Source organism: Corynebacterium zhongnanshanii, assembly GCF_014490575.1.
GTDB classification, from domain to species: Bacteria; Actinomycetota; Actinomycetes; order Mycobacteriales; family Mycobacteriaceae; genus Corynebacterium; species Corynebacterium zhongnanshanii.
Map to the genome: position 1 here is coordinate 924,408 of NZ_CP061033.1, position 17,296 is coordinate 941,703.

General features: G+C 59.6%; 15 protein-coding genes. 6 read left to right on the forward strand and 9 right to left on the reverse strand.

What is annotated here, in order from left to right; translation table 11 throughout:
- Nucleotides 1-80: 80 nt before the first annotated feature.
- Entirely contained in the window at nt 81-584 is a 504-nt protein-coding gene (locus tag IAU67_RS04130) for a PaaI family thioesterase (RefSeq protein ID WP_151841474.1), read from the forward strand.
- A 66-nt stretch (nt 585-650) separates the two neighbouring features.
- On the opposite strand, the gene IAU67_RS04135 is transcribed toward IAU67_RS04130, so the two are convergent.
- Nucleotides 651-2,081 (reverse strand): NAD(P)/FAD-dependent oxidoreductase, encoded by a 1,431-nt coding sequence (locus IAU67_RS04135; RefSeq protein ID WP_151841475.1) that lies wholly within the window; start codon nt 2,079-2,081, stop codon nt 651-653.
- A 280-nt stretch (nt 2,082-2,361) separates the two neighbouring features.
- Here IAU67_RS04135 and IAU67_RS04140 point away from each other — a divergent pair, with 280 nt between their 5' ends.
- Nucleotides 2,362-3,663: a class I SAM-dependent methyltransferase gene (locus IAU67_RS04140; protein WP_225723434.1), complete on the forward strand. Its 1,302-nt coding sequence runs from the start codon at nt 2,362-2,364 to the stop codon at nt 3,661-3,663.
- Between the two features lie 60 nt (nt 3,664-3,723).
- On the opposite strand, the gene IAU67_RS04145 is transcribed toward IAU67_RS04140, so the two are convergent.
- Nucleotides 3,724-5,091, reverse strand: coding sequence for an MFS transporter (locus IAU67_RS04145; RefSeq protein WP_151841476.1), 1,368 nt, complete (start codon nt 5,089-5,091; stop codon nt 3,724-3,726).
- A gap of 254 nt (nt 5,092-5,345) precedes the next feature.
- Here IAU67_RS04145 and IAU67_RS04150 point away from each other — a divergent pair, with 254 nt between their 5' ends.
- From IAU67_RS04150 to IAU67_RS04160, 3 genes are all read left to right on the forward strand, one after another.
- On the forward strand, nt 5,346-7,058 hold the full coding sequence (locus IAU67_RS04150) for an FAD-binding dehydrogenase (RefSeq protein WP_151841477.1): 1,713 nt from the start codon (nt 5,346-5,348) through the stop codon (nt 7,056-7,058).
- On the forward strand, nt 7,042-8,463 hold the full coding sequence (locus IAU67_RS04155; protein WP_225723435.1) for an amidase family protein: 1,422 nt from the start codon (nt 7,042-7,044) through the stop codon (nt 8,461-8,463). The genes IAU67_RS04150 and IAU67_RS04155 overlap by 17 nt, the downstream gene beginning before the upstream one ends.
- A gap of 201 nt (nt 8,464-8,664) precedes the next feature.
- On the forward strand, nt 8,665-10,251 hold the full coding sequence (locus IAU67_RS04160) for a lipase family protein (RefSeq protein ID WP_151841478.1): 1,587 nt from the start codon (nt 8,665-8,667) through the stop codon (nt 10,249-10,251).
- A 404-nt stretch (nt 10,252-10,655) separates the two neighbouring features.
- Here the strand turns inward: IAU67_RS04160 and mgtE are convergent, their stop codons facing one another.
- Genes mgtE through IAU67_RS04180 form a run of 4 tightly spaced genes read right to left on the reverse strand, consistent with a single transcriptional unit; the run spans nt 10,656 to nt 13,229 of the window.
- Entirely contained in the window at nt 10,656-12,002 is a 1,347-nt protein-coding gene (gene mgtE / locus IAU67_RS04165; RefSeq protein ID WP_151841479.1) for a magnesium transporter, read from the reverse strand.
- Between the two features lie 3 nt (nt 12,003-12,005).
- Nucleotides 12,006-12,185 carry a hypothetical protein gene (locus tag IAU67_RS04170; RefSeq protein ID WP_151841480.1) on the reverse strand — a complete coding sequence of 60 codons (180 nt, stop codon included), beginning with the start codon at nt 12,183-12,185 and terminating at the stop codon, nt 12,006-12,008.
- Between the two features lie 2 nt (nt 12,186-12,187).
- Nucleotides 12,188-12,883: a YceI family protein gene (locus tag IAU67_RS04175; protein ID WP_151841481.1), complete on the reverse strand. Its 696-nt coding sequence runs from the start codon at nt 12,881-12,883 to the stop codon at nt 12,188-12,190.
- 58 nt (nt 12,884-12,941) lie between these two features.
- On the reverse strand, nt 12,942-13,229 hold the full coding sequence (locus tag IAU67_RS04180; RefSeq protein WP_151841482.1) for a hypothetical protein: 288 nt from the start codon (nt 13,227-13,229) through the stop codon (nt 12,942-12,944).
- Nucleotides 13,230-13,597: 368 nt separating this feature from the next.
- On the opposite strand from IAU67_RS04180, the gene IAU67_RS04185 reads away from it, so the two are divergent.
- Entirely contained in the window at nt 13,598-13,975 is a 378-nt protein-coding gene (locus IAU67_RS04185; protein ID WP_151841483.1) for an RNA polymerase-binding protein RbpA, read from the forward strand.
- 136 nt (nt 13,976-14,111) lie between these two features.
- On the opposite strand, the gene IAU67_RS04190 is transcribed toward IAU67_RS04185, so the two are convergent.
- The 3 genes from IAU67_RS04190 to IAU67_RS04200 are packed head-to-tail and all read right to left on the reverse strand — an operon-like array spanning nt 14,112 to nt 17,143.
- Nucleotides 14,112-14,909: a polyprenol monophosphomannose synthase gene (locus IAU67_RS04190; protein WP_151841484.1), complete on the reverse strand. Its 798-nt coding sequence runs from the start codon at nt 14,907-14,909 to the stop codon at nt 14,112-14,114.
- Nucleotides 14,910-14,955: 46 nt separating this feature from the next.
- On the reverse strand, nt 14,956-16,662 hold the full coding sequence (lnt, locus tag IAU67_RS04195) for an apolipoprotein N-acyltransferase (protein WP_151841485.1): 1,707 nt from the start codon (nt 16,660-16,662) through the stop codon (nt 14,956-14,958).
- A complete protein-coding gene (locus tag IAU67_RS04200) occupies nt 16,652-17,143 on the reverse strand; it encodes an FxsA family protein (protein WP_151841486.1) in 492 nt (163 codons plus the stop codon). The genes lnt and IAU67_RS04200 overlap by 11 nt, the downstream gene beginning before the upstream one ends.
- Nucleotides 17,144-17,296: the final 153 nt, after the last annotated feature.

Genomic DNA, 17,296 nt, shown 5'->3' on the forward strand with positions numbered 1-17,296 from the left:
TTTCCTATTCTAGCCTGAACGCCAGCAGCCATGGCTAGACTACGTGGCTAAGAAGTGTCACAGAAGAAAGGCAACACACTATGGCACCGTCCCCAGATAAAGCAGAAGTGATGAAGCGCTTCCTGGAACTGTCGACCATCGCCAGCCAACGCGCACTGGACAGCTCTGAAATTGACGAGATCAATCAGTTTACCGCCCTCGCTCCCACCCTGGACCGCACCTTGGGCGTGACCTACGTGGCAATTGAACCGAAGAAGCAGGTGCTCCGCCTTGAAATCGACGCCAAGCATCTCCAGCCCTGGGGCGTGACCAACGGCGGGGTCTACGCTTCCTTGGGTGAAACCGCGGGATCGATGGCAAGCTACATCGCTGCAGGCTCTCAGTCCGTTGTGATGGGAACCTCCAACGAAACCCACTTCCTCCGCCCCTCTAAAGCAGGCGATGTCATCATCTCTACCGCCACTCCCGAAAACCTCGGGCGCACCACTCACCTGTGGCGCATCGAGCACGTCAACGAAGCCACTGGAAAAGTCTGCGCACTCACCTTCCTGAAGACAGCCGTGATGCCGAAGACGCGCTCCTAACACAACAGCGCCGCCACTCGATGCGGCGGCGCTGTGAGGCCGGCGTCGGAGATTATAACAATCTCATTAATCGGACACGGCGCGGGTATCGCGGCCCTCGCCAAAGCGCAGATTATCGCGCACCTCGATGGAGCGAATGTTCTCCTTATCCTCCAGCTCACGCAGCTTGCGCAACGCATTGCGGGCGTGGAGCTGCTGACGCGTCGCCACCAATTGCCAACGACGGCGAGACACAGAGTTGAGTCCCCAGGAAATGCCGGCGACCAGGCGGTTGCGGAAACCAACCATGTACATCAGGTGCAGCACCAGCCACATGACCCAGCCGACGAAACCGGAGACCTCGGCCTTGTTCATCTTCACCACAGCATTGAAACGGGAAATGATGGCCATGGAGCCCTTGTCGAAGTACTCGAAAGGCTTGCGGGCCTCCGGGGACGCACCATTTTCCACCTCGTCCACAATGGCATTCGCGGCATACTGGCCACCCTGCATAGCAACCTGAGCCACACCAGGCAGGTTGTTGAGGTTCATCATGTCGCCCACGATGAACACGTTGTGGTCAGAGCCCACACTCAAGTCATCATTGACCATCACGCGGCCCGCGCGGTCCGTCTCCACGCCCAGCTGCTCGGCAATGTGCTTACCCAGAGGCGACGCAGACACACCGGCCGACCAGATCTTCGCGTAGGAAGGGATGAAGTGCTCCTCGTCGGTCTTCATGTCCTTGTAGGTCACGCCCTCCTTGGTCACGCTGGTGACCATGGAGTTCAGCACAACCTCCACGCCCATGTCTTCCAGGATGCGTGCGGCCTTGCGGCCCAGGCGCTTGCCGAATGGTGCCAGCACCTGTGGGCCACCGTCCACCAGGACGATGCGTGCGTTGTTCGTGTTGATCTCGCGGAACTCATCACGCAGCGTACGGTGAGCCATCTCCGCCAACTGGCCGGCCAGCTCCACACCGGTAGGGCCACCGCCCACCACCACGAAGGTCAGCAGGCGCTGGCGCTCATCGGGATCATCGGCAATCTCGGCACGCTCGTAGGCGCCGGTGACGCGCGCGCGGATCTCCAGGGCATCGTCAATGGACTTCATGCCCGGCGCGAATTCGGCGAAGTGCTCGTTGCCGAAGTAGGACTGACCGGCGCCGGCGGCGACGATGAGGGAGTCATAGGTCAGGATTTCGTCCTTGCCGCCCAAGTCGGCGTACACGGTACGGGCGTCGGTATCAACCTTGCGGACCTCGCCCTTGACTACGCGAACGTTGTCCTGATCAGCCATGATCTGGCGGATGGACGGTGCGATTTCGCCGGAGGACAGGATGCCCGTTGCTACCTGATAGAGCAACGGCTGGAAGAGGTGGTGGTTGGTACGATCAACGATGGTGACTTGAACGTTCTTATCCTTGAACTTCTTTGCTGCAAAAAGTCCACCGAATCCTGCACCGATAATGACTACTTGGTGGCGGCCAGTGCTGGTGCGCTGGGTGTTGCTGCTCATGCGGCGGGTTTCTCCTCTATTGGCGCTTCTATGTTCCACACCATCCTAATAGCATCGGGTGGCTTTCACTTAGCCAGGGATGGTCTAGGGGCTCAAGTTCGCAAGAAAAGTGTTGAAAGTGCGGTGTCTTCCAGCGAAAAATGTGGTTTTCCTAGTAACTTCGGGGGAGGTTCCCAGTCTGAGAGCCGGGCGATCGCCGCGGAGACGGTGGGCCCGCCCGCCCAGCTGGTGATGAGAGTATAAGTACCCACGCATGTAAGGAAAGAGGCGACGGTTAGGGGTGAAACGCTCGGACGGATACATCGATCAGCGGCGCTGGCCACAATTATCGCGCACACCAGAGGCCGTGATGATGTTTCGCCGAGCAGCAACGGTCACTCAGCGCCTCAATGCTCTGTTGCGCGAGCACGGGGTGGCGCTGGACTCCCAGACTGATCCCCACATGATTGTGCGCGACGGCCAGCTGATCGATCGCCTGGTCGCCGCCGGGTGGCTGGGGCTGGCCGAAGGCTACATGGCAGGGGAGTGGGATGCCGATCCTCTGTCCGAGGTCCTGAAGGTCCTGCTGACGCAACCGTTCGAGGCGCGGCTGGGCCAATTCCTGTCTCGCCGCCAGCCGTCCGTGGCCGATCGCGCGGGCGAGCCCATGCCGGGGGAACTACCGGAGGGTCTGATCGAGCTGTACGCGGGTGCCACGCGGGCGACGGGCTCAGCGTTGTTTTCCTCCTCCTCCCGCACGACGTCCCGCGAACACGTGGACGTACGGGTGCGCGGGTCAAGGGGGTCGAAGGTGGCGCCTGTGACGATTGAGCAAACCTGGCTTGGCTCGCCCGTGGAGGTGGAACGCCAGGATTTGGACGACGCCCAGCGTAGACGCATTGAAGTCATGCTTGACCATGCTGGGGTTCGCCCTGGGGACAGGGTATTGGAGCTTCCCTCGTCGGGAGGGCAGTTGGCCATCCAGGCTGCGCTGCGCGGCGCACACGTGGACGTCCTGACGGGGGACGAGGATCACGCCGAGGCGGTGATGGCCCGCGCACGTGCCGCGGGTCTGTCCGGTGCGATCCATGTCGAAGTGATTAGCACGCCGATCCCCAGCCCGCGCCAATGGTCGGGCCGCTACGAAGCGATCTTTTCAGTGGAGCGCATGGAGACCGTGGGTAAGGATCGCCTGGTGCATTTCCTGCGCGCAGTGGACCGGCTCCTGGCCGCCGATGGCATCGCAATCATCCAGTCCATCGTGGCTGCGCCGGGCATGCGTGAGACGGCCCGTGAGTCCCTGGACGTGATGCGCGCGTACGTGTGGCCGGGGATGCACTATCCCACGGTGGATGAGGTCCGCTCGACGGTGCTGAAGAGCACGGATCTGAGTGTGACGGCGGAGAGTTACCTGGGGGCGCACCTGGGGGCAACGCTGCCGCTGTGGCGTGCGAACTTCCTGTCACGGGACCGCCAGGCTGCGGCGGCGGGATTTGACCACGTGTTCCGCCGCTTGTGGGATTATCAGCTGGCGCTGCACCAGGCCCTTGTGGAGAGCAAGGACATCGAGTGTGTCCAATTTGCTCTCCGGCCGAGGCGCTGAGGATACCGCGGCGCTAGCCGAGCCGAGTCGCAGCGCTAGGTGAGCCGAGTCGGTCGGCGATTAGACCTCGTCCATGTTGATGTGGCGGGTTTCCTTCATGGCGATCACACCGAGCAGTGTAATGAGGGTGACCACGCCGAGGTACACGCCCACCATGTGCACGCCGTACTCATTGACCAGGGAGGTGGCGATGAACGGAGCCACCGCTGCACCCAGGATGGACGACACATTGTAGGAGATACCGGATCCGGTGTAGCGGACATTGGTGGGGAACATCTCCGGAAGCACGGCGGACATGGGTCCGAAGATCATGCCCATCAGGCTCATGCCGATGGCCAGCCAGATGCCCACGGACAGCTCGGTGGCCTGGTCTTGAGCCAGGAACAGTGGGAAGGTTGCACTGAAGATCAGCATCAGAACGGACACGGTGGCCAGGAACTTCTTACGGCCGAAGCGGTCGGCCAGAAGTCCGGAGATGGGCACACAGATCGCGAAGAAGAAGATCGTAATCAGCTGGATTTGCAGGAAGTCCACGTAGGGGATTCCCAGGCCCGCGGTCTTTTCTGGGTTGGCGATGCCGTAGGACAAGATCCAGGTTGTCACCAGGTAGAACAAGGTGTAGGTGGACAGCATGACCACCGTTCCCAGGATCAGCGGCTTCCAGGCGGTCTTGAAGACCGTGCCCAGGGGCAGGCCTACCTTCTTGCCGTCGTCCAGCGCCTTTTTGAACACGGGCGTTTCTTCCAACTTGAAACGGACGTAGAGGCCGATGGCTACCATGATGATCGACAGCAGGAATGGGATACGCCAACCCCAGCTCATGAACGCGCCGGTGATGTCGCCGCTTTCGTGGCCGAGGGACAGCACCAGAATCAAGAAGAGGCCATTGGCGAGGATGAAGCCAAAGGGAGCGCCGAGCTGAGGCCACATTGCTGCCCAGGCGCGCTTGCCGGGCCGTGCATTCTCCGTGGCGAGGAGTGCCGCGCCGGACCATTCACCTCCGAGTCCAAGTCCCTGGCTGAAGCGCATGAGCGCCAGCAGCGCGGGAGCCCACAGGCCAATCTGGGCATAGGTGGGCAGAATACCGATAATGAAGGTTGCGATACCCATCGTGAGGAGGGAAGCGACCAGGGTGACCTTGCGTCCCATGCGGTCACCGAAGTGGCCGAAGAGGATGGAGCCCAAGGGGCGGGCAACGAAGGCCAGTCCGAAGGCCGCAAAGGAGGCCAACAGGTTGACCTTCGGATCCTCGTTCTTAGGGAAGAAGAGGTAGGGAAATACTGCCACCGCAGCTGTTGCGTAGGCGTAGAAGTCGTAAAACTCGATGGTGGTACCAACGGTTGATGCGACGACCACGCGGCGACGCGTTGTCTTGTCATCCATAGGATGTGGGTCTGTGTTCACCGCCGATGCAGTGCTCGTTGTCATAGGTTCTCCTCACATGGAACGCCAGTAGGAACGTCGTGATGGCAAAAACGTGCAGTGCGATTGAGCTGAATCGCTGACGTGATTGTGTTAAGCACCCTAGTGCAGGGCCTTCCATACAGTGGAATGAGCGATGGCATAAATGGGGGTAGTGTGACCATGAGTTTGTTACTCGTTGAGGAAAAACCCTGCTACAGGCTTCAGCTGCAGCTATCGTTTCTACTAGAAATTAATCCCACTGTGTGAGAGGAAATGAGATGGCTACGCAGAACCAACAGTTCAACGTCATCATTGTTGGAGCGGGACTGTCTGGCATGGTCGCCGCATACGAGGCCGCGCGAAGTGGACTGCGGGTCCTTGTTCTGGATCAAGAAAACCGGAAGAATCTGGGCGGCCAGGCATTCTGGTCCCTCGGTGGTCTGTTCTTCGTGAACTCTCCCGAGCAGCGCCTGATGGGTGTTAAGGACAGTGAAGAGTTGGCCTGGCGTGATTGGCAGAACTCAGCGCAGTGGGACGACGCTGCCCATGACTACTGGCCTCGCCAATGGGGACGTGAGTACGTGCGCTTCGCTACCCACGAAAAGCGTGACTACCTGCGCGCCCTGGGGCTACGTTCCCTGCCGACGGTCGGCTGGGCCGAGCGGGGAAGTGGTGACGGTGCCGGGCATGGAAACTCCGTCCCGCGATTCCACGTCACCTGGGGTACAGGTCCGGAAGTGGTGCGTATCTTCCGGGAACCACTGGAGGAGTTCGAGCGGCAAGGCAAGGTAGAGTTCCGTTTCCGTCACCAGGTCGATGAGCTGATCACTGAGGATACGGCTCAGGGCACCAAGGTGGTGGGCGTTCGCGGCTCATTGCTGGCTGAGGATGATTCCGATCGTGGTGTGAAGTCCAGTCGCGAGGTGGTGGGGCAGTTTGAGGAGCGCGCCACCGCCACGGTGGTGACCTCCGGCGGTATCGGTGGAAACCTGGATCTGGTGCGTAGGTCCTGGCCCACGGAGCGCTGGGGCGAAATGCCGGACAACATTGTGGTGGGCGTTCCTGCCCATGTGGATGGGCGCATGATCGAGATCTCCCATAAGGCCGGCGCCAACTTGGTGAACACTGACCGCATGTGGCATTACACCGAAGGCATGATGAACTGGGATCCCATTTGGCCGAAGCACGGTATCCGTATCATTCCGGGACCATCTTCTCTGTGGCTGGATGCCACGGGTAAGCGTTTCCCCACGAATATCATTCCGGGCGGCGATACTATCGCCACGATGGAGGAGATCGGAAAATCCGGCCATGGTTACAGCTGGTTTATTCTCACCAAGGCCATCGCGGATAAGGAGTTCATTTTCTCCGGGTCGGAGCAAAACGATGACATCACCATCAAGACCGTGAAGAACCTGGTGCAGAAGGTGACCAGCAAAGAGACTCACTATGCGGTGAAGAACTTTATGGACCACGGTGAGGACTGGATTCTGGCTGATAACTTGTCCGATTTGGTCTCCCAGATGAACGAGCTGGTGGGCCCTGATAATCCGCAGATTGATGAGGATGATCTGCGGCGCACCATTGAGCACCGCGATTCTCAGGTGGATAATAAATACTCCAAGGATGCGCAGATTAATTACATTCGCATGGCCCGCGGCTATCTGGGAGACCGTATTGTGCGTTGTGAGGCTCCGCATAAATTGCTCGACGAATCAAAGGGCCCGCTGATTGCCATTCGCATTCGCTTACTGACGCGCAAGACGCTGGGTGGTATCGAAACGGATCTGTCTGGACGTTGCCTGACCAGTGACGGCGAGGTGCTGCCTGGCTTGTATGCCGCCGGCGAGGTCGCTGGTTTCGGTGGTGGCGGTGTCCACGGAAAGAATGCCCTGGAGGGCACGTTCCTGGGCGGATGCATCCACTCGGGTAAGCGTGTGGGCGAGGCGCTCCGGTCGCAGGTGGAGGCCTTGGATGCCGAAGCACAGTGACAACATGGCGCCACGGCGCAGTGACATTACAGTGCAGCAGCACGCTGAGGATACAGTCCAGTGGCACACCCTCGACGCTCATCAGTGGCGCGATGCCGCCACTCAACACGGGGCGGTGACGGGCATCCGCGCGGCCTTGGAGCGTATCGAGCGGCGTAACGACTACCTCAATGCCTTCACGATCATCCTGCGAGAAGAATCCCTCAGTCAGGCCGAAAAGCTTGACCAGCTTCCCGCCGATCAGCGCGGCCCTCTGCACGGCGTTCCCGTGGCGATCAAGGACGAGGTAGACGTGGCCGGCTGCGTCACCAGCTTCGGAACCTCGGGAAACTCCACACCGCGGACAGAAGATTCTCTCATCGTGCAGCGCCTCCGAGCCGCCGGCGCGATCATCATCGGCAAGACAGCCATGCCTGCGTTCGGCGCGTTTCCCTTCACCGAGTCCCAGCGCTTTGGCATCACCCGCAATCCCGTCCATCCTGCGCACACCCCGGGCGGATCGTCCGGTGGGTCGGCGGCCGCGGTGGCCGATGGCATGGTTCCCCTGGCAATCGGCGGCGACGGCGGGGGATCCGTGCGCATCCCCGCCGACCACTGCGGCATCGTGGGCCTGAAACCCGCCCGTGGTGTTGTTCCCTCCAGCCCCTACGAGCACTTGTGGTACGCGCTCGGTACCGCAGGCCCGCTGGCTCGGACCGTCGCCGATGTGCGCTTGGCGTATTCCGTCATTGCTGGGGATAGTACTGCTGATTCTGATATATCCGACGCCCAGCCTCCCGCTCCGACACCCTTGCGCATAGGCGTCAGTGTGCGTCCGCTCAGCCCGCTGACGCGACTAGTGAGAGAGAACCGGCGGGCGGTGCGCCGGGCGTCGGATATTTTGCGCAGCCAGGGGCATACGGTGACGGACATTGACCTGCGTCACCCGGATCCCGCGCCGGCGTTTCTGGTGCAATTTTTTGCCGGGATTCGGGCGGAGATCGCGGGGCTGGAGCATCCGCGGCGGATTGAGGCGCGGCATCGGTGGACCAGGGTGCTGGGCGCGTGGGCGAGTGGTCCTGTGCTGCGCTGGGCGCTCGCATGGTCGGAGCGCTTTGGGCAGAGGATGGAGCGGACGTTCGCTGAGTACGATGTGCTGCTCACGCCCACGGTGGCCGGGCGGCCCAGGAAGGCCGGCGTCCTGACGGGGAAGGGGCTAGTGGGCGCGGGGCTCGCGAGCATGCCGTCGGTGGCGTATACGGCGGTGTGGAATGTCTCGGGGCACCCGGGGTTGACCGTGCCGATGGGGCTGGGGGAGGACGGGTTGCCCACGAGTGTGCAGCTCATCGGTTCCGTCGGGGACCGTGAGGTGGCGGCGTTGGTTCGGGCAGGGGAGCAGCTGATGCGGGCAGAGGGTGCGTCCTAAAGGGTGTTCTTGGGGCGTCCCTGGGACCGTGCTTGAGCCGCGCGCCTGCCACTTTTGGGGGTAAAAACCATTGTTTGTGAAAGAAAAACAATATTTTCAAGACAATGGCTCGCGGAAGGAACATACTTTTGACTAGCCACAGCCACCGGCGGTGGCGGTACACGTTCGTTTCTACCGTTTCTACGAGGGAAAGCTACAAGCATGAAAAGAAGGACCACCACTCACGTCCGTCACCGTTCCTCATCGCGCAGCCTGGGGTTGAGGCTGTGCGCTGCGGTCAGCGTGCCATTGTTCGCTGCAGCGGCGTTCGCGCCAGCGGCTAACGCAGCCAACGCCAGCGACATTGGGTCGCTGCAATCGATCACCGCACTGAGCTCTCAGGGTGCCGCGCCCGTCGTGGTGAGGGGGCAAAGTGATGATTTCTACAACATCCACGACGTCAATCCCACCACGCCAGGGGAGATCCTGCGGAAGAAGGAGACTGCTTACAACCGCCTGATGGGAGATGCCGATTTCAATCTTCCCGACAAGGCCACCAAGATCATGTACACCACAACCACGCAGCACGGCGACCTGGTTCCTGTGACCGGCTACGTTGTGGAGCCGAACGTGGAGTGGAAGGGCCCTGGCCCTCGTCCAACGTTGGTGGTCGGCCGTGGAACCGTTGGTCAGGGTGACCAGTGCGCGCCATCGCGGCAGTGGCCACTGGATAACCAGCCAGACCCCATCACCGCAGGACGCCTGGTGAACCTCGAGGGACTCTACGACTGGGTCTTCCTGAACCAGGGCGTGCGCGTGGTGGTCACGGACTACGTGGGCATGGGAACCGAGCCAGTTCACACCTACATGAACCGCCTGGACCAGGCACACGCCATGGCAGATGCCGCCCGTGCAGCCAGGAACCTGGTGGGTGCCGAGAACTTCGGAAAGATTGGCTTCTACGGCCACTCCCAGGGTGGCGGCGCCTCCGCCGCTGCCGTGGAGGAGGTCAGCTCCTACGCTAAGGACCTGGATGTGGCTGGAGCGTATGCGTCCGCGCCACCGGCGGACTTGAACGAGGTGCAGAAGAACATCGACGGCTCCGACCTGGTAGGCGCGATCGGCTTCTCAATCAACGGCCTTCTGGCGCGTTACCCAGAACTGCGTCCGATCCTTGACCAGCACCTGTCTGACAAGGGCAAGGACGTGCTGGAGGATCTCAAGACCACCTGTACTGATGAGATTGAGGACAAGTATGGCAATCAGACTACCAGCCAGTGGACGAACTCGGGCAAGAGCCTGGACGAGATTGTGGCCGATAGCCCCGAGGCTCAAAAGGCCATGGATGACCAGCTGATCGGTAAAGGTGTTAACGCGGCACCGATCATGATCATTTCCGGTCGCTACGACCAGAACGTGGAATACAAGCAGGCGAAAACCCTGGCACGGAAGTGGTGCGAAAAGGGCGGAAAGGTTGTCTACCGCGATGACATCCTGCCGGAGATTGGCAAGTACAACCACTTCATCCAGGCGATCTCTGGTGGAGCCTTTGGCTTCGGGTTCATGTTGGATCGTTTCCGCGGCGTACCGGTGAGCGGCGAATGCCAGATTTCCGACGACGCGGCTCCCGGTGGCGCAGGGTCCTCGCCAACGGGATCGGCCGAGGCGTCCTCGGCGCTGTCCGCCGCGGGATCGCTGGAGCGTCCAGCAGCTGGCTCGGCACAGGCGTCCAGTGACGGTCGTGCCGCCCAGGCGATCGGATCTCTGTTCCGGAAGGGCTCCGGCGGAATCTCGCTCGGAAGCTCCTAGGCGTTAGGTCGATGCCGGAGAAGACTAAGCCGGCGCTGATGTGCTGAGTCGGCCAGGGGAGAAACCCCTGGCCACGGCCTATAAACTAGAAGTGTCATAATGTATATTATCGGTATTTAATGATCTTGGGGAGCAGTAGTGCATCGCGGTGAGCTCGATGAGCTCTCCTGAGGAGTTGAGCTTGTACTGCGTCACTCATGCATATTGCCGGGCGTGCGTTGTGATGGTGTGTTGACTTCGCGTTGTGGCGACATGCCGAGTGTGTGATGTGGCGACCAAGAGCCAGCGGTCTTGGTTGCTGGTGATTGTTGGTGCGTTTCTTTCGGTATGATCGCGCTCGAAACACACTCCCTTCAATCTCTATAAAACGTCACATTGACGAATTGATGGAAAATCTCGGGCGGCTAGCTCATCGCTGCGGCGATCTGATCTGCCAGAATGATATTGGCGATCGTGAAGTAAATGATCAGTCCTGTAGCGTCCACGAGCGTGGACACCACCGGTGTGGAGAACACAGCCGGATCAACTTTCAGCTTCTTTGCCACGAGTGGCAATACTCCACCCACAATGCATGCCCAGCCGCAGATAAAGACAATCGTCAAACTGATCGTTGCCGCCACATCTGCCGCGTACAGCAGCCACAGAATAGGAAATACCACCAAGCCCAAAAAAGCGCCCAGAGAAAGTCCAACGCGTAGCTCACGCCAAATCACGCGCACCACATCTCGCGGTCTCACCTCATTCACGGCGAGTGCACGCACCACCGATGAGGCCGCCTGAGAGCCAGCATTACCGCCCGTACCAATAATCATCGGCACGAAAACACTCAACACCACAATCGCTTCGAGTGTGGACTCGAAGGACTCCATCACGTTGATCGTTAAAAATGCTGCGAAAATAAGAACGATCAGCCACACGCCACGCTTCTTAGCCAAGGTGAACACAGTCGCATTCAAGTAAGGCTCATTCAGAGGCTCAGCACCACCGGCGCGATACGCATCCTCGGTGGCCTCTTCCTCCAGGACCTCCATGGCATCATCAACCGTTAAGAAGCCCAACAGGCGCTGCTCATCATCCACAATCGGCAACACCAGAAGGTCAGCCTCCTGCATCAAGCGCGCAGCAACCTCCTGGTCCACCACCGCGTTGACCTGATGCTTCTCCTCCAGGAGAAGCTCATCCATAATGGTTCCGTCGTTCGCCGCCACAATTGTGGACAAGTGAACCAGTCCCACGAGGCGCCGATTATTATCAGTGACGGCGATCGTTGGCATGGACACATGATGCGATTGCAACTTAGCCAGCGCCTCTTCGCGACTCACCGAACGATCGAGAACCGTGGGCGTCGGGGTCATAAGGCGACCCACTGACTCCTTGGGGTAACCCAGCAACGCCGAGGTACGCTTACGCTCCTGGTCATCCAAACCATCAAGCAGACGAGCTGCTACCTTGGCGGGCATCTCCTCGAGAACCTGGACACGGTCATCCACCTCGAGATTCTCGAACAACTCCTCCACATTCTCATGGCGCATCACTTCCAGAAGCTCCGCCTGGTGAGGTGGATCCAGATGCTCGAATACAGTGAGGGCGCGATCTTTCGGCAACAATCGAAACGCGACAACTTGGGATCTATGGGGCAAAAAGCCCAGCTCGCCGGCAATATCGACAGAACTCTGGGATGTAAGCCACTGCTTTACCCCCTTGAGATCATTCGCACTGATTAAATCTTGCAAATCTGGACCGGTAGTCATTCTCTACCCTCCTTTAGTGTAAGAATCCCACAACTGCCACGCAGTTAACGCAGCGATGATACCACAGGTAGCAGCAAAGGTGTAGTGTACCCAGGTGTTTTCACCCAGGAGAAGGAAGATAATAAAAGCAATCAGCACCACAAGGCGCATGATGCGAGAATAAAGGACAATCTGAGGATTCATACTTAACTCTTCTGGAGAACAAGAAGCACATCCAAGGTGCCCTGTTCCTCAATCTTTGCAGCAACAAACTCCGGGGTTTTTACACCAAAATCTAGACGATTAAAAGGAATATTTGCCGACAGGACAACATTGTCGCCAGTTCTCAGCACCTTGAAGGTAGCCGTCACCTGTTTCGTTTGACCATGGATATACAGATCCCCAGTCGCGGTAATTTCCCCGGTGGTGCCATCCTTAGGGAGTGATGACACGTCCACAGGATCCGTCAGAGTAAACGATGCCTCGGGAAACTCCTGTGTTTCCAGTATCTTCTTGCGCACATTAATGTCACGTTTTTCCACGTCACTACTAATGCCATCGACGCGGACACTCACAACTGCTTCGGTCAGCACATCATCGTGGACGGTGACATGCCCCTTAATGTTCTGCTCCTTGTGATTATCAGCGCGGCCAGATGTTTCCTTCGCTCCCGCTGGGAGCACCTCGTGGAACGTGTAGCCCACCTGGGACTGATTCGCGCCCTGGCCAGGGATGATCACCCAGGATCCGTTCATGTCCGTCGTTGCAGGATCACCACCCGTGCTGATGCTTGCGGTCCGGAGTCCTGGATTGCCGACGAACATGTTCACGATCGGACGCAGCGCAAACACTGCGCACAAAATGATGCCGATGGTTCCGAACGTGATGATGGCTTTACGCATGCCTCTTAGCCTAACGGGGTGGTGTTATGGATGCCTAATTAAACATGTTCCTTGACTCCTAGGTGATACGGAAGCGCTCCACCTTTCGGGCGAGGTCCAACAACTCGTTGGTTAACTCCTCCATAGCCTGTGGATCCTCGCCCTCGGACACGGCTGTGACAATGTCCTCTGCCGCACACCGCAACTCGAATAGCTGATCGTGGAGAGCATTGACAGCTGAGGGGCGCAGAATGATGGAGTCCTCTTCGATGCCCGTGTTCTTTAGCCGAGCGCGCTGCTCGTAGGCGCGCTGCCGGCAGGACTGCCCACAATATTTGCGATGACGGCCCTTAGGGTTGGGCTGCACTTCCCTGCCGCACCATGCGCACGGAACAGGCTTGCGTCGGGCTCCTCGCCTCTTCGCGAAGGGCTGCCCGAAAGGGCTGAGATCAGATGATGCCTGGGTCTGTCCAGCGGCTCGGCCAGCGTCTTCTCGTGTCTGCGGAGAGCGAGAGCCGGACGCCGCAGAAGCGTAAGTATCGATAGCGTCTGACGAAGGGGAAGAATCTGAAGAAAAAGAAGAATTGGCAGCCACGGGAACAAATTCTACGCGTCGTACGTTGAATAGGGGTGTGAAGGGCTCCTCTACCCCATCACCCGGTAGACTATGGGAGCTGAATAATTGATGCGTGAAACATCGCAGACGCAACAAACACGAGGAGTGTGAGGTTCACAATGGCAGATCGCGTACTGCGCGGAAGTCGTATGGGTGCAGTGTCCTATGAAACGGATCGCGACCACGACCTGGCTCCACGCCGCATGGTGAAGTACCGCACCGACAATGGCGAGGTCTACGAAGTTCCCTTCGCCGATGATGCGGAAATCCCTCAAGAGTGGATGTGCAAAAACGGCCAGCTTGGTGTGCTCGTGGAAGGCGATGGCCAGGAATCCAAGCCTGTGAAGCCACCACGTACCCACTGGGACATGCTGTGCGAGCGCCGCAGCATCGAAGAGCTGGAAGTTCTCCTGGATGAGCGTTTGGAGCTTCTGCGCAAGCGTCGTCGTAATGCCGTGAAGCTGCTGAAGGAACAAGAGTCAGGATCCTCCCGCTAGGACACGCAGCGCACTCAAGGCATCTCAAAAGCATCGCTGCACAGAGCGATACACGCTCACAACCAACAGCAAACCCCTCCCGCCTGAGATAACAGGCCGGAGGGGTTTCATCGCATCTGAGTCCTGAAGCGATGCCCTAGTTGTTCAACATGGACTTCACAGAGCCGGAACCGATACGCCAGAACTCCTTGCCCAACTGGCTCACCTGGAAAGCGCGGTGCGCAACTCCCCACTTGGTGACCTTCAGCATGGCCTCCGAGATGATGTTTCCGCTCATCTTGGAATCGCCAATTTCACGCTCGGTGAAGGTGATGGGCACTTCGCGAACGTCGAATCCCATGGTGACTGCACGCCACGCCAGGTCCACCTGGAAAACATATCCGGCAGAGTCAATGGCATCCAGGTCCATGGCCTCCAGCACCTCGGTGCGGTAGGCGCGGTATCCGCCGGTGATGTCGGACAGGCCGGCGCCCAGCGCGATGGATGCGTACACGTTTCCTGCGCGGGAGAGAATCTGGCGGGAGACCGGCCAGTTGACCAGCTTTCCGCCCTTGACGTAACGGGAACCGATGACCAGTTCTGCGCCGGTATCGATGCGGTCCAGCAGCAGGTTCAGTTGCTCAGGGCTGTGGGAACCATCTGCGTCCATCTCGCACAGCACTTCGTAGTCGTGCTCGATGCCCCAGCGGAATCCTGCGATGTACGCGCCGCCCAGTCCGCCTTTGCCTTCGCGGTGCAGGACCTTGATGCGCTCATCCTTGGATGCCAGTTCCTCGGCAACCTCGCCGGTGCCATCAGGGCTGTTATCGTCGACGACCAAAACATTCACACGCTCCGGCTCTGCGGTCAGCAGACGGTTGATGATCAGCGGGAGGTTTTCGCGCTCGTTGAAGGTAGGGATAATGACAAGTGTCTTATCGCTCAGCTTTGCCATGTGTGGGGATAAACCTTTCTTCTTTTCTCCGCTAGGTATTCCGTTGTCACCGGGAGTGTATGCTGCGCCGGGTTCGCTTCCGCACACGAGTGCGGGTGGGGCGAGGCTTTTCAGCAAGGAATAGTCCAAGGACAGCACACAGTGCACCAGCGGCACATATTATCCATTCTACCCAAGGACCTACAACTGCTGACAGAGTGATCGTGTTTCGTAGTTCCACGGATGATTGCAGGACCGCGGGCTGGAATAAGCCCGATTTTTGGACGACTCGTCCGTCGTGATCCACGATCGCGGACACGCCACTGGTTGCGGGAACGATGATCGCACGGTCGTATTCAATGGCTCGCATCCGGCTCATGGCCAGCTGCTGATAGGTCATGTCGGTGAACCCGAAGGTGGCGTTGTTCGTCGGCGTGGTGAGCAGTTGCGCACCGGCACGCACGGAGGTTCGGAATGCCTCATCGAAGGCCACCTCGTAGCAGGTGGCGATACCGATGGGGATCTCCTGGCCCTGATGCTCTCCCCTTTCCGGAGTCATGTGCACCAGTCCGTTGCCGTGGCCAGGCTTAAAGTCGCCGGCACGGTCCACCAGCGGGCTGACATGCCTGAGGAGGTCCCGCAGGGGCATGTACTCTCCGAAGGGTTGCAGGAAGCGCTTGTCGTGCGTGTCCGCTGGCTGCTGCTCGGTCCACACCACCATCCGGTTGTGCTCGGGAGTCACCGTGCCCAGCAGAATCGGGGCACCGATCGCGTGGTTCACGCTGTTGAGAATGGTCTGGGCATCCTCGTTGACATAGGGATTGATGTCGGAGGCATTTTCCGGCCACAGCACCAGGTCGGGTTGAGGGGCCGTTCCCTGCCGCACCTCTTCGGCCAGCTTTCCTGTCTGAGCTGCGTGGTTGTCTAGCACTGCCCGTCGTTGGGTGTTGAAGTCCAGCCCTGCGCGCGGAACATTTCCTTGGATTGCTGCAATGCTGATGGTGGAGGCGGCGGGCTGCTCGTCCGTTTCTGGCAGAACAGCGTCCGAGAAATACGCGCAGACGCTGATCACCGCGATCACCGCCAACGCGACGATGGGGGCGAGCGGCCGGGAGCTGGGCAGGAAGGGCGAATGCCGACGTGCGTGCCCCCGTTCCGTCGCCGCACGCATGAGGATGTTGATCAACGACGCCAACAGCGCGCCCACCAATACCACCGCGAACGTGACCAGCGCTGGACCGCCAAAGGAAATGAGCGAGGCGAGAGGACCACCCACCTGTCCCCAGGTGATACGTCCCCATGCGAATCCACCGAAGGGCCAGGAGGAACGCAGCCACTCCGTGGCGACGAACCAAGCAGCTATCGCCCCTGCTGAAAGCAGGGAGTGCTGGAGTTTCTTCCAGCCGAGCAGACTGCGCAGTCCCCAGCCGAAGAGAAACGAGTAGAGCGATTGGACAAGAGCCAATCCAATCCAGGCGATGGCGCCGACGTACTCCCCCACCCACGGCAGCAGGAACCCGTAAAGAGTAAGGCCATGAATACAGGCGAGGCTGCGGGCATTGCGTGGGGTGACGATGAGGAATAGCAGCGCAAAGCCCGCCGGTGCGGCCCACCACAGTCCGGCGGGCTGAAAGCTGAGAAACACCAGGACTCCACTGAACGCGGCGGCGAGCGCGCGCAGAAGATACAGTGCAATCGCTGAGGTGCGCGTGGTGTGGTGTGCGTTGGCCGCGGAGCTCCGCGTGGTGGCCTGAGACCGTGCCTTAGATGTCATTGCGCCGATCAGGGGTGTTCGAGTTGCCATCGAATTCGTCATCGCGGTGGTCGATCACTTCTCCCCACCCGGGGATGCGGTTGCTGGCCTCGGGTGCTCCGTAGCGTGTGGCGGTGACGAAGGCGGATCCGCCGAATCGGGCCAGTGCCGCCCTAGCGGCACTGCCCATGATCCGGCGGGCGATGGCACGGGTGGTGGGGATCAGCAGAAGCACGCCTAACACGGAAGTGACCAGTCCTGGCAGTGCCACAGCCAGTGCTCCCACCACTGAGAGCGCGGCATCAGCGGTGAGCTTTCCTGGCTGCTCCGTGCAGTTGAGTGCACGGACCGCGATGGCCCGGATCTGCTGAGCAGCAAGGAACATTCCCACCACGAACAGCGCCACGAGCAGGAGGACCGTCCACCCGAAACCGATCCACTTGCCGACGAGGTAGAAGGCGAGGGCTTCGACGATCAGGTATGCCAGGGGCACATAGGGCATGTAGTCTCCTTGAAAAGATGTGAGCGTTTTGAGTAGAGAAACAAAAAACTTTGGTGAAGTGGTAACAAAGACACCATTCTAATCGCTTACATGGGTGATCTGTCAGCGACAGCTCGCTGATCGAGCAAACGTTATCCCATTGAGACACTTGAG

Excerpts from the sequence above, each read along its gene's own strand:
- IAU67_RS04130 (WP_151841474.1), top strand. The coding sequence starts at position 81 with ATGGCACCGTCCCCAGATAAAGCAGAAGTGATGAAGCGCTTCCTGGAA.
- IAU67_RS04135 (WP_151841475.1), bottom strand. The coding sequence starts at position 2,081 with ATGAGCAGCAACACCCAGCGCACCAGCACTGGCCGCCACCAAGTAGTC.
- IAU67_RS04145 (WP_151841476.1), bottom strand. The coding sequence starts at position 5,091 with ATGACAACGAGCACTGCATCGGCGGTGAACACAGACCCACATCCTATG.
- IAU67_RS04150 (WP_151841477.1), top strand. The coding sequence starts at position 5,346 with ATGGCTACGCAGAACCAACAGTTCAACGTCATCATTGTTGGAGCGGGA.
- IAU67_RS04155 (WP_225723435.1), top strand. The coding sequence starts at position 7,042 with ATGCCGAAGCACAGTGACAACATGGCGCCACGGCGCAGTGACATTACA.
- IAU67_RS04160 (WP_151841478.1), top strand. The coding sequence starts at position 8,665 with ATGAAAAGAAGGACCACCACTCACGTCCGTCACCGTTCCTCATCGCGC.
- mgtE (WP_151841479.1), bottom strand. The coding sequence starts at position 12,002 with ATGACTACCGGTCCAGATTTGCAAGATTTAATCAGTGCGAATGATCTC.
- IAU67_RS04170 (WP_151841480.1), bottom strand. The coding sequence starts at position 12,185 with ATGAATCCTCAGATTGTCCTTTATTCTCGCATCATGCGCCTTGTGGTG.
- IAU67_RS04175 (WP_151841481.1), bottom strand. The coding sequence starts at position 12,883 with ATGCGTAAAGCCATCATCACGTTCGGAACCATCGGCATCATTTTGTGC.
- IAU67_RS04185 (WP_151841483.1), top strand. The coding sequence starts at position 13,598 with ATGGCAGATCGCGTACTGCGCGGAAGTCGTATGGGTGCAGTGTCCTAT.
- IAU67_RS04190 (WP_151841484.1), bottom strand. The coding sequence starts at position 14,909 with ATGGCAAAGCTGAGCGATAAGACACTTGTCATTATCCCTACCTTCAAC.
- lnt (WP_151841485.1), bottom strand. The coding sequence starts at position 16,662 with ATGACATCTAAGGCACGGTCTCAGGCCACCACGCGGAGCTCCGCGGCC.
- IAU67_RS04200 (WP_151841486.1), bottom strand. The coding sequence starts at position 17,143 with ATGCCCTATGTGCCCCTGGCATACCTGATCGTCGAAGCCCTCGCCTTC.